Annotated in this window: 14 protein-coding genes; 6 read left to right on the top strand and 8 right to left on the bottom strand. The window is 47.0% G+C overall.

Going from position 1 to position 15,918, the window contains the following annotated elements; genetic code table 11:
- Nucleotides 1-186: 186 nt before the first annotated feature.
- The 3 genes from ACU37H_RS12380 to ACU37H_RS12370 all read right to left on the bottom strand — a co-directional run bounded on the left by ACU37H_RS12380 (nucleotide 187) and on the right by ACU37H_RS12370 (nucleotide 2,337).
- On the bottom strand, nucleotides 187-1,023 hold the full coding sequence (locus ACU37H_RS12380; protein WP_472703995.1) for an undecaprenyl-diphosphate phosphatase: 837 nt from the start codon (nucleotides 1,021-1,023) through the stop codon (nucleotides 187-189).
- Between the two features lie 65 nt (nucleotides 1,024-1,088).
- Entirely contained in the window at nucleotides 1,089-1,340 is a 252-nt protein-coding gene (locus tag ACU37H_RS12375; RefSeq protein ID WP_472703997.1) for a DUF3098 domain-containing protein, read from the bottom strand.
- 127 nt (nucleotides 1,341-1,467) lie between these two features.
- Nucleotides 1,468-2,337, bottom strand: coding sequence for a cell division protein FtsX (locus ACU37H_RS12370; RefSeq protein ID WP_472703999.1), 870 nt, complete (start codon nucleotides 2,335-2,337; stop codon nucleotides 1,468-1,470).
- Nucleotides 2,338-2,531: 194 nt separating this feature from the next.
- On the opposite strand from ACU37H_RS12370, the gene leuS reads away from it, so the two are divergent.
- Nucleotides 2,532-5,339 (top strand): leucine--tRNA ligase, encoded by a 2,808-nt coding sequence (leuS, locus tag ACU37H_RS12365; RefSeq protein ID WP_472704001.1) that lies wholly within the window; start codon nucleotides 2,532-2,534, stop codon nucleotides 5,337-5,339.
- A 38-nt stretch (nucleotides 5,340-5,377) separates the two neighbouring features.
- On the opposite strand, the gene ACU37H_RS12360 is transcribed toward leuS, so the two are convergent.
- Complete coding sequence (locus tag ACU37H_RS12360) at nucleotides 5,378-5,755, bottom strand: DUF4488 domain-containing protein (protein WP_472704303.1); 378 nt, start codon at nucleotides 5,753-5,755, stop codon at nucleotides 5,378-5,380.
- 293 nt (nucleotides 5,756-6,048) lie between these two features.
- Between ACU37H_RS12360 and ACU37H_RS12355 the strand changes: the two genes are divergently transcribed.
- Nucleotides 6,049-7,332 carry an OmpA family protein gene (locus ACU37H_RS12355; protein ID WP_472704003.1) on the top strand — a complete coding sequence of 428 codons (1,284 nt, stop codon included), beginning with the start codon at nucleotides 6,049-6,051 and terminating at the stop codon, nucleotides 7,330-7,332.
- A 12-nt stretch (nucleotides 7,333-7,344) separates the two neighbouring features.
- Here ACU37H_RS12355 and ACU37H_RS12350 read toward each other — a convergent pair whose 3' ends face one another.
- Complete coding sequence (locus tag ACU37H_RS12350; RefSeq protein ID WP_494407549.1) at nucleotides 7,345-7,917, bottom strand: DUF4082 domain-containing protein; 573 nt, start codon at nucleotides 7,915-7,917, stop codon at nucleotides 7,345-7,347.
- A 230-nt stretch (nucleotides 7,918-8,147) separates the two neighbouring features.
- Here ACU37H_RS12350 and ruvB point away from each other — a divergent pair, with 230 nt between their 5' ends.
- Nucleotides 8,148-9,185: a Holliday junction branch migration DNA helicase RuvB gene (gene ruvB / locus ACU37H_RS12345; protein WP_472704007.1), complete on the top strand. Its 1,038-nt coding sequence runs from the start codon at nucleotides 8,148-8,150 to the stop codon at nucleotides 9,183-9,185.
- A 154-nt stretch (nucleotides 9,186-9,339) separates the two neighbouring features.
- Here the strand turns inward: ruvB and ACU37H_RS12340 are convergent, their stop codons facing one another.
- On the bottom strand, nucleotides 9,340-10,038 hold the full coding sequence (locus ACU37H_RS12340) for a response regulator transcription factor (RefSeq protein ID WP_472704009.1): 699 nt from the start codon (nucleotides 10,036-10,038) through the stop codon (nucleotides 9,340-9,342).
- Nucleotides 10,039-10,318: 280 nt separating this feature from the next.
- On the opposite strand from ACU37H_RS12340, the gene ACU37H_RS12335 reads away from it, so the two are divergent.
- Nucleotides 10,319-11,863, top strand: a complete 1,545-nt coding sequence (locus ACU37H_RS12335) for a helicase HerA-like domain-containing protein (protein WP_472704011.1) — start codon at nucleotides 10,319-10,321, stop codon at nucleotides 11,861-11,863.
- A gap of 205 nt (nucleotides 11,864-12,068) precedes the next feature.
- Nucleotides 12,069-13,181 carry a redoxin domain-containing protein gene (locus tag ACU37H_RS12330; RefSeq protein ID WP_472704013.1) on the top strand — a complete coding sequence of 371 codons (1,113 nt, stop codon included), beginning with the start codon at nucleotides 12,069-12,071 and terminating at the stop codon, nucleotides 13,179-13,181.
- 17 nt (nucleotides 13,182-13,198) lie between these two features.
- On the opposite strand, the gene ACU37H_RS12325 is transcribed toward ACU37H_RS12330, so the two are convergent.
- Both ACU37H_RS12325 and ACU37H_RS12320 read right to left on the bottom strand, forming a co-directional pair.
- A complete protein-coding gene (locus ACU37H_RS12325; RefSeq protein ID WP_472704015.1) occupies nucleotides 13,199-13,465 on the bottom strand; it encodes a hypothetical protein in 267 nt (88 codons plus the stop codon).
- A 68-nt stretch (nucleotides 13,466-13,533) separates the two neighbouring features.
- A complete protein-coding gene (locus ACU37H_RS12320; RefSeq protein ID WP_472704017.1) occupies nucleotides 13,534-15,102 on the bottom strand; it encodes a DNA recombination protein RmuC in 1,569 nt (522 codons plus the stop codon).
- A 190-nt stretch (nucleotides 15,103-15,292) separates the two neighbouring features.
- On the opposite strand from ACU37H_RS12320, the gene ACU37H_RS12315 reads away from it, so the two are divergent.
- Nucleotides 15,293-15,829: a type 1 glutamine amidotransferase domain-containing protein gene (locus tag ACU37H_RS12315; RefSeq protein WP_472704019.1), complete on the top strand. Its 537-nt coding sequence runs from the start codon at nucleotides 15,293-15,295 to the stop codon at nucleotides 15,827-15,829.
- Nucleotides 15,830-15,918: the final 89 nt, after the last annotated feature.

The raw sequence follows: 15,918 nt of genomic DNA, 5'->3' as shown, positions 1-15,918 counted from the left end.
AAGTGGAGCGACGATAATGACGATAAATTCTTCTTATTTTTTCAGAGCTGTTTATGCACGTCATGAGAATAAAATTAACCTTTCTAATTAGTAATAAATATAAATAAAAAGTTCCAATTTAAATAGAAAACAAATATGCCGTAAAAAATGTTTCGTCGCCGAGAAATCGCGGTCAGATTAATTTCATTACCCGATGAATCCTTGCTGTATCAGCAGCAATAAGATAATACCTACAACGATCCGGTACCAGCCAAAGATCCTGAAGCCGTATTTTTTCAGGTAGTTGATAAAAAACTTTATTGCGATAACCGCTACGATAAAAGCTACTACGTTGCCGATCACAAAAGCAATCATATTGTCCGAAGACTGAGTGATTAATTCATATCCTTTCTGCTCTGCTCCTGCCACGTCCCAGTTCTTGAGGAACAATGAATAGAGCGTCGCAGCGGCCATCGTTGGAACCGCTAAAAAGAAAGAAAATTCAGCAGCCGCGCTGCGGGTCAGCCCTTGCTGCATACCACCGATAATAGAAGCCGCGCTTCGGCTCACACCCGGGATCATGGCGATACATTGCCACAGACCGGTCATAAAGGACTTTCCATAAGTAATTTCCTTTTCTGAATGGATCACGGGACGCTGAAACGCTTTATCAATAAACAATAATACAATGCCTCCCAGCAACAGGGACACCGCTACCGTTGTCGGGCTTTCAAGCAGTTCGTCGATCTTATCAGAAAACAGGAAGCCCAACAGTAAGGCCGGGATGACGCCTACAATAAGCTTGATATAAAATGACCATCGAATGCCACCCAGCGACTTTGGCGGGAAAAATTTCTTCCAATACAGCACCACAACCGCCAGGATCGCACCCAGCTGGATCGCCACTTCGAACAGCTTGGTAAATTCCGCTTTTTCAATACCCATAAAAGAACTGGCAATGATCATGTGGCCGGTAGAGGAAACAGGAAGGTACTCCGTGATACCTTCAACAATAGCGATGATGATCGCTTCAATAATACTCATATATAAGATTTATAAAAAAAGGCGATACTGCCTGCATCGCCTGTACTTATGTCAACAGATATCTGCTATTTCGATTTCTTGAAAATGGCAAAACACTCGATAGCTAAACCAATAAAGATCAGTATAGGAGCTACTGTAATGCGCGTAGTGCTGTACACTTCCTCCGGATTAAATTCAGCAGGATTGTCGCTCTTGCCGCCTGCCATCAGGAACATACCCAATGCAATGACGATAAGACCGGCCAGCATCCACATATAATTGCTTTTCCCAAAAAGTACCGGGTTGGTCGTTGATGCAGGAACTGTATTTTCAGTCATAGTGTAACTATTTAGAGATGCAATATTAATATTGTTTTTTTAAAATAAGCGTTAATTAGCATCGTGCGGATAACACGCTCTTAATTTATGAAACTTTTTACCGCAGCCTGCGCATAGAACACGATTATCAATACAGATCATCCAGTTTTTTCTTCAGGTATTTTAAAACGCTGGTATGCGTGCTGATCAGGGTGATCAGGATGCCGAGTATCAGCATGCCCACAAATAACAACGCCAACTGAGAATTGTCTTGTATCGCCTCCAGCTCTGGTAGCATTCTTTTGGCCCACCGGATCACGAGCAGCACGGCAAGGATCGCAATCGCGCCGCTGATGGCCCCGTTCAGGATGGCCCTCAAATCCAGCGGCTTCGCAATGAACCAGCGCGTGGCGCCTACCATCTGCATGGTCTTGATCGTAAAACGGTTGCTGAACATTGCCAGCCTTATCGTATTGTCGATCAGGACAATGGCCGCCAGCAGCAACAGCAACGATACACCGAGCAACACCCAGTTTACGATCTTGATGTTGGTGTCCAATCCGCCTACGAGCAACTCAGGATAAATGACTTCGGTGACATATGTCTGCTTTTCCAGGTCTGTTTTGATATTCGCCAGCGTGTCTACGTTCAGGTATTCCGATTTCAGTTTGAAATCAATGCTTTGCGGCAGCGGGTTTTCTGTCAGGATCTCGTCCCAGCTTTCGTTTCCATCTGCCAGGTATTTGGCCTTGGCCATTTCCTTGGTGGTAAACACATATTCCTTGATATACGGTTTACCGGCAATATATTGCACCAAAGCTGTGCTATCCGCCGCTGCCAGGGGCTCGCGGAGGTAAACATTTACTTCCACCTCTTCTTTAAAATGCTGTCCCAGTGTCCTTGTATTGATCACCAGCCAGCCGATAATGCCCAATAAAAAAAGCACCAGGGTAACGCCCAGTATACTCATAAAATACGAAGCTTTACCCCGCTTTACCACCTTTTTTCTTTCCGCCATAATTATAGAATTTGCCCGCAATCAGGCTTCGCAAATTTAGTGTATCCCGTCTACAATGCTTAAATTTGCCGCCACATAAAAAAAATTGAATAACCGTTGATTTTTAACGGACAGCAGGTTGGACCGGCCGGACATTTAAAAATCAATTTCAAAAAATTCCTTCCGCCATCCGGCGGATATCTCAGGAGGGGCCAATGGACTATAATTTTAATTCGATAGAGAAAAAATGGCAGCAGCAGTGGAAAGAGCAGCACACCTACAAAGTGAGCAATGATAGCACGAAATCTAAGTTTTATGTGCTCGATATGTTTCCTTATCCCAGCGGCGCCGGCCTTCACGTGGGACACCCCCTGGGATATATTGCCAGCGATATTTATGCCCGCTATAAAAGATTGAAGGGGTTCAACGTGCTGCATCCGATGGGGTACGACGCCTTTGGTTTACCGGCCGAACAGTACGCTATCGAGCACGGGGTGCATCCTGCCGTGTCTACGGAAAAGAATATTGCTACCTTTCGTAAACAGCTGGACAATATTGGCTTTTGTTACGACTGGAGCCGCGAAGTGCGGACCAGCGATCCTAAATATTACAAGTGGACACAATGGATCTTTTTACAATTGTTCAATTCCTTCTTCAACCGTCAACAACAAAAAGCAGAACCGATTGCAGCTTTAATAGCGGCTTTTGAGCAGGAAGGAAATGTGCAGCATCCCATACCGAATGACAAGTTTGCACTGATCCCGAATACGCAATTCAGTGCGGCTGAATGGAAAGGCTTTGATGAAGCTACCCAACAGGCCATCCTGATGGAATATCGCCTGGCTTATTGCGGTTATGGCGAAGTGAACTGGTGCGAGGCGCTCGGAACGGTGTTGGCAAATGACGAAGTAGTCAACGGTGTGAGTGAACGGGGCGGTCATCCTGTGATCAAAAAGAAATTACGCCAGTGGTATCTCCGCATTACGGAGTATGCCGATCGCTTGCTGCAAGGCTTACAGACTGTGGATTTCAGCGAGGCAATGAAAGAAATGCAATCCAACTGGATCGGCAAATCGTCCGGTGCAGAGATCCATTTCAAGATCAAAAGTGAAAAAGGAACCGTCGATCGCTTTACCGCTTACACCACGCGTCCGGATACTATTTTCGGTGTGGACTTTTGCGTGATCGCGCCGGAACTGGATTATGTGTCGGATATTGTTTCCTCCGATCAGAAAGCAGCAGTAGAAGAATACCTGGCTTATGTAAAAAGCCGCAGCGAACGTGAGCGCATGGCCGAGAAAAAGATCACCGGTGTATTTACCGGGGCTTATGCCCTGAATCCGTTTGACGGCAAAGAGATTCCTATCTGGATTTCTGAATATGTGTTGGCCGGTTACGGCACCGGCGCCATCATGGCCGTGCCTTGCGGCGATGAAAGAGATTATAAATTCGCGAAGCATTTCAATATCCCGATCACCAATATTATCGGCGATCATTTCAACGGTGAAGAAGCCAATCCAACCAAGGATGCGGTGTTGCAAAATTCAGGCTTCCTCAATGGCATGGTGATGCGCGAGGCAATGGAAGCCGCTATCAAAGCGATTGAAGAGCAAGGCATCGGCACTCGAAAAGTGAATTATAAAATGCGCGACGCCGCCTTCAGCCGTCAACGCTATTGGGGCGAACCGTTTCCTGTTAAGTGGATCAATAGCACAGCCTATGCGCTTGACGAAAAAGAATTGCCTTTAACACTTCCGGAAGTAGACTCCTACAGTCCGGGACCCGAAGGAGAAGGACCTTTGGCCAACATTCCTGAATGGACGTCGCAACAACTGGAGACGAATACCATGCCCGGCTATGCAGGATCCTCCTGGTATTTCCTGCGCTATATGGATCCGCACAACGAACAGGAATTCGCCGGTCGCAAAGCGACGGACTACTGGAACCAGGTAGATCTGTACATTGGCGGCACGGAGCATGCAGTAGGACATCTGCTGTACAGCCGCATGTGGACGAAAGCCTTGTTCGACCTGGGGTATATCGGCTTTGATGAGCCATTCAAAAAACTGGTCAACCAGGGAATGATCCAGGGATCCTCCAGGTTTGTATACCGGATCAACGGCACAAGCCAATTCGTATCGCACGGTTTAACTACCAACGAAACAGAATACGAAGGAAAGCTGCTGGACAAGATCCATGTAAACGTCAATTTTGTGGACGGTGTTGAGCTGAATACAGAGGCCTTTAAACAATGGAAGAATGCGGAGTTTGGCGATGCAACGTTTATCCTGGAAAACGGAAAATACATTTGCGGTACAGAGACAGAAAAGATGTCCAAAACCAAGTACAATACCGTAAATCCCGATGACCTGGTGGAAAAATATGGTGCCGATACCTTCCGTATGTATGAGATGTTCCTCGGACCGGTAGAGCTCAGCAAACCCTGGGATACTAAAGGTATTGAGGGCGTGCATCGTTTCCTGAAAAAGCTTTGGCGTTTATTTTATAAAGAAACGAATAGCGGCGAGTCGATCTGGCAGGTAACAACGGATGCACCCAATGATGCAGAGCTGAAAGTGTTGCATCGCGCTATTAAAAAAATAGAGGACGACACAGAACGCTTCAGTTTTAATACCGGTGTAAGCGCCTTCATGATCCTCGTTAATGAACTTACTGATCTGAAATGCCACAAGCAGGAAGTATTGCAAGCCTTGTTGATTATGCTGGCGCCTTATGCACCGCATATTGCTGAAGAGCTTTGGCAGGCACTGGGCAATACCACATCTGTTGTAGATGCGGCCTATCCCAAACTGGAAGAGAAGTACCTGGTGGAAACCAGCAAAGAATACCCGATATCGATCAACGGTAAAATGCGTACCACAATGGTCATTGCGTTAGACGCGGCACAATCCGAAGTGGAACAGCTGGTGCTCAACAATGAAATTGTTCAGAAATGGGTCGAAGGCAAGACCCCTAAGAAGATCATTTACGTCAAAAATAAAATGGTAAACATCGTCGTGTAGCGCTGCTATACAACGATGTTTATTAGCATTTACTACCATTATTTTTGAAGGAAAGTCAGTTTGCGATAGGTTTCTTTATACTCCCGTCCGTCAACGTAAAAGCTGAGCAACAGCGTCTGATCATCTTTCTTTTTAAAGCTGATCTTGTTAGAGGTGCCATTCAGCGCAGGGTAAAAGCTTTGATCAATCTTTTCGGTAAAGGTGCTGTCAGACGTCACCTCGAATGTGCCATTCATGGAAATGGCATATCCATTTTCAGTAGGTAATATATTCGAAATCGTTCCGTCGCTGCCCAGGCTCTTGATAAACCCGCTGGGTTGTCCGCCCGATGTTTCTAATTCCCACATCCCTACCAATGATGCGTTGTCATAAGCAGGCCTTGTGAGAAAGTAAGCGCAGAAGATCAAGAGGGCCACAAGCAAGAGAGGCGCCCATTCTAATGCCGATCTTTTGATAATAGTTATTTTTTTGTTTTATAAAATTAAAGGTTTAATTTACTATATATAACGGATGGAAAACTAAACTGTTAACTAACTTTAACATCTCTGTTTGCCGGTTTCCAGGCCGTTTGGGAATGCTTTTTGCTTTGATTGAACGAAGGTTTTACAAATGAGAATTGCCTATACTTTTTAAATCAATCATTGCCGATCTGATTTGCAAATCGCTGGCCCAATAGCCGGAATAAATATGTAATATAAAAACTACTACCATGTCAAATAATATCGTAGAACTGGCGCAAAGCCGCATTTCGCAGGATTTTATCATCAAGGCCAGTGCTTCGCTTGGTGAAAATGAACCGGATGTTTCAAGAGCTGTCTCCGGATTGATCCCCGCTATTTTAGGAAGCGTAGCAGCTAAAGCTGGTCGGTCAACTGCCGACAGCCAGGAACTGCTGGACAGTGCAAAGGCAACCATCACCACAGGATCCGAAATTTCTGAAGAGGCTCATCTTTCCCCGGCGGAGGGCACGGCCGGATTACAACAAATTTTTGGAGATCGCCTCGATAGCATTGCCAATGTAGTTTCCGCTCACTCGGGATTGAAAACTGCGTCGGTGCTGCCTCTTGCAGGTATGATAGCCCCGGTGATTATGGGGCTGTTAGGCGAGGAAGCCGCTGTTCAAAATCTGGACGCCGATAGTTTCGCGGCCAACCTTAATGAGCAACGGCCACATATTATCGCCGCCATGCCGCCCGTCCTTGCTGGTATCACTCCATTATCCGGGTCTGCATCTACAGGTTTTGCATCCACCCAGCCCGCGGAAGCACCTACGCCTGTCGTGGAACAACAAGTCGAAAGACCTGGTGGCGGCATCCGGTGGCTGTTACCGCTATTATTGCTCGCGGCTGCAGCATTCTTGTTGTGGTGGTTGATGGGAAGAGGTTGCAGCTCCGACACCACCGCAATGGGATCGGATACCGTGGCCACGGAACCTGTCGACAGCATGATCAACACGACAGGCGCCGTAGTGTCGGGTGCATTGGATAGTACCTCTGGAAACTATATTTATGACGTCGGCACTGATAAAGAAATACAACTGGCCGATGGCACTGTACTAACCGTCGGAGAAAACAGCACCGAAGCAAAACTTTACCAGATGCTGAGCGATGACAACTTCGCAGTAGATACCGCAGATAAGACAGCTAACTGGGTGGTAATGGATCGCGTGTATTTCGAAACAGGCGTAGCAGCATTGACCCCGGAGTCAGAAAAGCAGGTAAAAAATATTGCAGCTATCCTGAACAACTTTCCCAATGCATCCATAAAAGTGGGCGGTTATACCGATAACACGGGCGACGCGGCTATTAATAAAAAGCTGTCCGGAGAACGCGCCGAATCGGTAGCAAAAAGATTAATTGCAGCCGGTATCAATAAAAAACAAATTGTGGAAGCGGTAGGATATGGACAGGAATTCCCGGTTTGCCCGCCAAACGATACACCTGAATGTAAAGCGCAAAATCGCAGGGTCGACCTCAAGTTGGCTACTAAATAGCGCTGCCTATGCTTAATGAGTTTGCTGGAAGATGAAGCCCAGGTCACCGGCATAATACCCTATACTGGTCAACGTGGGAAAAGTCTGCATATCGCCGCCTGCTGAACCATAGCTGTCGATCCGGATATTTCCAACCATTACCGGGTATATCGCGGGCGTGTCATCCACGCGTTTCCTGATATACCAGTCGTCTGAGTTAAAAGTAACCACGTAAGACCGATCTTTTTGCAGCACGATAGGCCGTATGGCCTGGACCGCTTTAACCCCGGCTTCAATGTTGCGCACCATCTCTGTCCGGATAACACTTTGATCTTTTGAATCCCAAAACGTAACCCGGATTCCCGGAGTATCATCTGGTATTTTGACCGTAAAAGCTTTGATCACACCGTTGACTTTCGGGGTGAACTTCACGCCAAATTCATAGTCACCGGAATTGATGACAGGTATGGTGGTTTCGCTGAACCCGCTGACTTTAAGATACTCCACCAAAGGATCTTCCTCCGGGTAAGCGATACTTGTTTCTTTAGTGCAGCCGGTCATTAAAAAACTGGCCAGGAGCACTCCTGCAATTGCGCTTTTCATCATGATTCTTTTACTGGATGTGGTTCAGCGTACCGGCTTTTTTTTGCGGGACAAATACAAATACGAAATTACGGAGCCTTCAGCTTTCAGAACAAAATATGTTGGGATTTCGAAGGAGGCTTTCTGAATACGTCCCTGTTAATTGTCTTGCGTATTGAATCCTCACAAAAACTTTAACAGCAAACGCCGGCCTGCACGCAACTGCCACGATTGATAACTATCTTTGGAACCTGATGAGCAATCCCAATTTGAACAGAGAAAAGGAGGGCCTGAATGCGGCCGATCGTGAGTTCGAGAACACGATCCGGCCCGGGCAGATCAAAGAGTTTGCAGGACAACCGCAGCTGATCGAAAACCTGATCATTTTTATTAAAGCGGCCAAGATCCGTGGCGAAGCGCTTGATCATATCTTATTTCACGGCCCGCCCGGCCTCGGAAAGACCACCCTGTCGCGCATTGTAGCCAATGAGCTGGGCGTAAATATCAAAGAAACCAGTGGCCCGGTCATCGAGAAGCCTGGCGACCTTGCGGGATTGCTGACTTCCCTGGAAGCCAACGATGTCTTGTTTATCGACGAGATCCACCGGTTAAGCACGGTGGTGGAAGAATATCTTTATGCAGCGATGGAAGATTATCGCCTCGATATTCTGATCGATACCGGACCCAACGCCCGTAGTATCCAGCTTTCATTGAACCCTTTTACTTTGATCGGCGCCACTACCCGAAGCGGCTTACTCACCGCCCCGCTTTTGTCGCGGTTTGCCATAAAATCACGACTGGAATATTATACAGCCGAAACATTAACCAAGATCGTGTTGCGCTCAGCAAGCATTTTGAAGGTCGATATTGAAAAAGACGCGGCAAAAGAAATTGCCGCACGCAGCCGCGCTACACCGCGTATCGCCAACGGCTTGCTCCGCCGTGTCAGAGATTTTGCACAGGTGCTGAACGACGGCAATATCGACCTGGGCATCACGCAACATGCATTGAAAGCCCTGAATGTGGATGAATACGGACTGGACGAAATGGATAACCGCATATTGCTGGCGATTATCGAGAAATTTAAAGGCGGACCAGTGGGCATTACCACCATCGCCACTGCAGTGGGCGAAGAAGCCGGAACCATTGAAGAAGTGTACGAACCGTTCCTCATACAGGAAGGCTTTTTGCAACGTACACCGAGAGGTCGCGAAGTCACTTTTAAAGCCTATGAACATTTAGGAAAGAAGCCGAATCGCGGCGGTGGCCAGCTAATGGATCTGGGGTTCTGAGATAAGCAGCAAATCGTGTTCTCACCTCCTGATAATGGCCGATTGACCCATTGTATGTTCACGAAAATGTCGGTTGGAATGGTTTTAAATCAGTTTAGACAACCTCAAAAAAAACCTACGCGTTTGCGTAGGTCAGGTTCTTTCTCCGGGACATTTACGACTGCACTACCAGCCTGAAGCCATTTCCATGAATATTCACAATTTCAATCTTATCATCCTCTTTAAGATACTTGCGCAGTTTGGCAATATATACGTCCATACTACGTCCGTTGAAATAAGTATCGCTGCCCCAGATCTTTTTCAATGCCTGCTCGCGCGGTAACAAATCATTCAGGTGCTCGGCCAGCATTTTAAGCAACTCATTCTCTTTTGGAGAAAGCGTCTGTGTGTTTCCGTCGTGGATCAGCTGACGAAGCTTGGGATTAAAATGATAGCTCGCCAGGTGGTACTCTTTATTTTCAGTCTCTTTATTCAGCTCTTCATTGCGTTTCAGGATCGCTTTTATTTTGAGCAACAGCACTTCACTGTCAAACGGTTTGGTGATATAATCATCAGCACCCAGCTTATACCCCTGGATGATATCCTCCTTCATGGTTTTGGCACTCAAAAAGAACAGCGGCACGTCGGCGTCAATATCACGGATCTCTTCAGCCAGGGTAAACCCATCCATGTGCGGCATCATCACGTCCAGCAGGCAAAGGTCAAATTTCTCTCTTTGAAAAGCAGCAAGGCCAAGCCTTCCGTCTCTTTCCAGCGTCACGTCATAATCGTTCAGCTCTAAATAGTTTTTCAACACATTGCCGAGATTAGGATCGTCTTCGCACAGTAAGATGTGGGGTTTATTTGGTTCCATTGGATTAATATTTAATGATTTCTAATAAACAAATAAAGTTAATGCTTTTATTATATAACGATTCGGCTACTGAATTTTTTGTTAAAGCTGATTGTCACAAAAAATTGTTTGCCACACAGATAGACGAAATATTATGCCAGAAAGCCTTCGTAATCCGGGCATCGATCCTGGGATGGCGAATGGCCGCAAATGACCCTGCCATTCGACCCGCCAGTCAAAATAAAACGAAGATTTTTATTCATGATTCCGGGAACGATAGTATATTCAAAAAAAATTGACTATGGCAGATGTATCAAAGTTCCGGGAAGCGGTCCAAAGCGGATACACTTTTAAAGGAGATAGCTACAAGATTGGCCGGGCGATGTTGGACGGACAAGTGATTGAAGGCGCCGACGTGTCGATTCCCTTCAAAACCCTCAACCGGCATGGGTTGATTGCCGGCGCCACGGGCACGGGTAAGACCAAAACACTGCAGGTCCTGGCTGAAGGACTGAGCGACGCCAGCATTCCCGTGGTCCTGATGGATATCAAGGGCGACCTGAGCGGTATCGGAGCCGCCGGCACCACCAATGAAAAGATCCAATCCCGATCGCAACAATTGGGCATTGAGTTCCAGCCCGCAGCTTACCCGCTTGAACTTTTAACCATCAGCAACGAGAAAGGCACGCGGATGCGCGCTACGGTCAGTGAATTTGGTCCGATACTCCTCTCCAAGATCCTGAACCTGAACGATACGCAGGGCGGCCTCGTGTCGATGATATTTAAATATTGTGACGACAATCAATTACCACTGCTGGACCTGAAAGACTTTATCAAAGTATTGCAATTTGTGAGCAATGAAGGGAAGGCCGAACTGGAAAAGGATTATGGAAAAGTATCCACCACCTCGACCGGTACGATCCTGAGAAAAGTGATCGAGCTGCAGCAACAAGGCGCCGACCTGTTCTTTGGTGAAAGAAGTTTTGACGTAGAAGACCTGATGCGTATCAGTGATGACGGCCGTGGCATGATCTCCGTGGTGCGTGTCACTGATCTGCAAGATCGTCCTAAATTATTCTCTACTTTCATGCTGCAGCTGCTGGCAGAATTATATGCCTCTTGTCCGGAAGAAGGCGATATGGATCAGCCCAAGCTGGTGCTGTTTATCGACGAAGCACATTTGATCTTCAACGAGGCGAGTGAAGCTTTATTGGATCAGATGGAAACCATTGTGAAACTGATCCGGTCCAAGGGCATCGGGATCTTTTTCTGTACGCAAAACCCGATGGATATCCCGGCGCCGGTATTATCGCAGCTGGGGCTCAAGGTACAGCATGCGTTGCGCGCCTTCACTGCGGCCGACCGTAAAGTGATCCGGCAAACCGCAGAGAACTACCCGGAAAGTACCTTTTATAAAACGGATGAGTTGCTCACACAGGTAGGGATCGGCGAAGCGCTGGTCACGCTGCTGAATGAGAAGGGCATTCCCACGCCTTTGGTGCATTGTATGCTGCGCGCGCCGCGCAGCCGGATGGATGTGCTGACCGATACAGAGCTAAGCGATATCGTGAGCCGTTCGAAAATTGCCGCCCACTACAACGAGGCGATCGATAACAAAAGCGCTTATGAAATATTAAATCAAAAGCTGGAAGAAGCAGCGCAACAAAAACAAGCGGCAGAGGAAACCAAAGAAGCCGCGCGACCTCAAAAGCAGGAGAAAGGATTTTTTGATAACCCTATTGTAAAAAGTGTAGCGCGCACGGCCGGCAATACGATCATGCGTTCGCTGCTGGGCGCGATTGGCATCAGCGGTGGCAGCCGCAGGAGAAAGAAGAGCTGGTTTTAGCTCACCGCGCCAGGCAATTGAGGCGCACAACCGGAAGGACTCATGTAACAGGTAATGCCGGGAATCTATGCCAGCTTGCAAGCGGGTGCATCGTGCCGCGTCATTTTTACCCGCAGAAGCTTGTTTACCAGCCTGGTAATGTTTAATTTTACAAGGCTGGCCCAACTGGCCCGCTATTGATTTTTTACTTCAAACCAATCAGCTTATGAAAACAGCCACGCTTCAATCAGTATTTATTCTTTTCTTCTTTTTGACGGGCCTGACCGGATTCACCCAGGACAAACAATACATTTATTACCTGAACGACCAGATGCAAACGGTGCCAAAGCAGGAAGCCAGTATCATAGGAAAAGGAACCCGGAGGGACTCCCTGTTCTTAGTGCAGTTTTATAAGGTCAGCAACAATCATCTTTTTTTGATCAGCCACTTCGAGGATTCAACGTTAAGTCATTTGAAGGGTTTGCGCTCTACCTATCACGCAAATAAAAAGATAGCTGAGGTGGCTCATTACAGTAATGACATGCTGCATGGGGTTAACATACATTGGGACAGCACCGGCAGGATCATTGATTCCGCAATGTATTATGAAGACATGCCGCTTTATTTAGTGCGCTATAAATACAAGGACGACGGCAGCCGTTACGTTGCACATATGTTTGACGAGCATCACGCTCAACGATGGCCGGACGAAAAATCAAAAGTGATTAGTTGGAACGGAGATGTGGTAGCTACAGAAATATGGAAAAATCTGTCATACAACAGCCGGTATACGCTGAAAGAGGACCGCGTCAACAACAACACTTTTCTTATTTACAGGATGAGTGATGATTACTTTAACCGGTTAGTATCCAAAGACCCGAAACCCAAGCCCAGTAAATGCTTCAAGACCGGGCAAGAGTTTACCATCAATGAGACCGATATTGACGGGAACCGTTTGCGATCGAAGGATCTGAAAGGTTCTATTCTTGTGATTAACTATTGGTTCATCGGCTGCCGTCCCTGCCGGATGGAAATGCCTGAGCTGAACGAAATTGTGGAAGCGTATAAAGATGTGGATCAAGTGAAATTCATAGCGATCGGCCTGGACGACAGGTCTTCGATCAAAAGCTTTCTGGAGAAATTGCCTTTTCGTTACCAGATCGTAGCAGACGGCAGGTCAGCTGCTCACCGGTACGGAGTCAGCCAATACCCAACACATGTGATTGCTGATCCCAATGGAAAAGTCTATTTCCATTCTGTAGGATCTCCGCGACAATTGTTTCACTGGATCAGGAAAACGATCGATGAGCTGCTGGAAGCAGCGCCGGCAGGATCCTGAAGCCTTTGTTACTGCTATTAATAGTGAACGTCGATGATACTGTTTAAAGGGATCAACATCCCCGCCTTTAACACCAGGTAATTTTCAGTGAGCGACCATACGGTAGTGACTACGGTTCGGGGCCCTTCGCTGGTATTGAATGTAATGCTTGTTTTACTCTTAAACTGGTTACCCAACCTCACTGCGTACTCCAGCTTTTCCTTCCAGAAATCAGATCTATCTTCTGCAGCGGGCAGAATGGTATAGTTCGTTAACTCCTCTTTTTCAATCAAATTTTCTGACATAAAAATAACTTCTATTAAGATCAAATTTAGATAATAAATAGATGACGCTTCAAAAAAAGCATTAGTTTTTATGAATTTGTTAAGGTGTTATTTTCTTCCTGACCGGTTGTGGTTTCAAAGTCATTATCCAGGCCCAGGTCCAGCTTCGATTGCTGAAAATCCTTGGGCCGGTTATAATTGAGCAATTGCTTCATCTTTCCTGCCTGGGAAAAGAAATTGTCTTTTCCGGTATGCAGTTGCTTAACGGCATCATCATATTTAGACCGCGCATTATCGAGGTGCTTTCCCATGGCGTCGAGGTTCTCCACAAAGCTCACCAGCTTTTCATACATTTTCAGGGCGCGGTGCGCGATGTCGGCGCTATTCCTTTCATTGCGCTCCCGCTTCCAGAGATCCGCAAGTAGTTTCAATGCCGCTATCAGGTTAGTGGGACTGATCAGTAAGATACGCCGGTCGTAAGCATACTCCCATAAATGCGCATCGCCTTTCAACGCTGCGAAATAAGCGGCCTCGTTGGGAATAAACATCATCACAAAGTCCATCGACTTGTCGTAATCATCGTAGGCTCTGACATGCAGTTCATCGATATGTCCTTTTACCGACCTGACGTGCGCAAGCAATTCCGCTTCCTGCAGGGCTTCGTCTTCGGCCTCTGCATACCGGACGAAAGCCGTCAGCGACACTTTTGCATCCACAATCACATGCCGGTTATCGGGATAGACGATCAGTGCATCCGGCCGCATCTTTTTACCATTCACCGCGTTCAGCAACGGCTTGCCATCCGGCCCGAACAACTGGTGCTCCATGAAAAATTCTTCGTTTTTACGCAAACCGGATTTATCCAGGATCTTCTCGAGGATGATCTCGCCCCAGCGGCCCTGGGTTTTCGATTCGCTTTTCAATGCGCGGGTCAGGTTCTGTGCTTCCTTGCTCAACTGCTGGTTCAGCAATACCAGGTTCTTCACCTCGTTCTGCAGGGAAAACCGCTCATTGCTTTCTTTGCCATAGGCGTCCTGCACCTGTTTTTTAAACTCCCTGATGTTCTCGCCCAGGGGTTCAAGCAGGGTCTTCATATTCGCCTTATTCAATTCGGTGAAGGTGCCGGTTTTGGTTTCTAATATTTTGTTGGCAATATTTTCAAACTCCGTATTGAACTTTTTGCCCAATGCCTCCATTTCCGTTTTCTGGGTAGCCAGCTTCTCATCCAGCGCCGTATTATTTGCAAGCGCAGTGGCTAACTGCTGCTGAAGTGTGGCCTGCTCTTTCGACAGCTGCTCTGCCTGGCTGCGGGCCCGCAACCATTCGTTGTTCTTCTCGATCAGGCTTTGACGTGACGTGTCGTAAGCGGCCTTCACCGAAGCATACTGCTGCCGGGCTGTGTCCAGCTCGTGATGTGTTGCGGCCATGCGTTCATTCAACAGGTTCAGCTCCTGTTGCTTTTCTGCAAAAGAAAGTTGAGCAGCTTCCACTCTTGAGGCGTGAACGGCCTTCAGCTCGATCAGCTCCTTTTCCAGCGCAGCCCGGAGCGCTCGTTCTTCATCCTTCACTTGCTGAACGGCAGCAGGGACGCGGCTTTTACCAATCAGCCATCCAATAAAGCCTCCGAGAATAAGTCCTGCCGATAAGTATATGATCATTTCCATACGTCATTTTAACTGGTAGGTCACGAATATAGGAATTGCCTGATCCCGCACCAGCGGTTTTCCTTCTTTCCCGGTTCTTTTAAATTTATTTAACAATGCAGCGGAAAGATTTGTTTTTTCAGGTCTGGTTTTTGGGCCTCTTCTGTTGATCAACGAATAATTAACCTCTAAAAACCGTACAGTCATGAGTAAGAAAATAGCCATACTTGCTACACATGGATTTGAAGAAAGTGAATTGAAATCACCCAAAGAGCATCTGGAACAACAAGGTTGGGAAACACATATCGTAAGTATAGAGCCTGGCAGTATCAAAGCCTGGTCCGACAAGGACTGGGGTCCGGAATATACTGTCGATAAGACATTGGACGAAGCGAACGCTGATGATTACGACGCGCTCGTGTTGCCCGGTGGCGTACTTAACCCCGATAAACTCCGTACCAATGATCAAGCACTCAGCTTTGTGAAAGATTTTTTCAGTCAGTCTAAACCCGTTGCCGCGATCTGTCATGGCCCTCAAACCCTGATCGATGCTGATGTGGTGACCGGAAGGAAAATGACTTCGGTAAAGGCCATCAGTAAAGATCTGATCAACGCCGGGGTAGATTGGGTGGATGAAGAAGTCGTAGTGGACGAAGGATTGGTAACCAGCCGTACACCCGAAGATCTGCCCGCATTTAATAAAAAGATGGTGGAAGAGATTAAAGAAGGCGTACATGCATAATCCTCTTTAACTAACCCGTTAAAGAAAAACCGTCCTTTTGAGCAAGGACGGTTTCTTTATTTGAACACCATTACAATTTTTCCCGCTGC

Source organism: Niabella sp. ZPM-14, from assembly GCF_055693045.2.
This window is presented reverse-complemented; position numbering and strand designations above follow the sequence as displayed.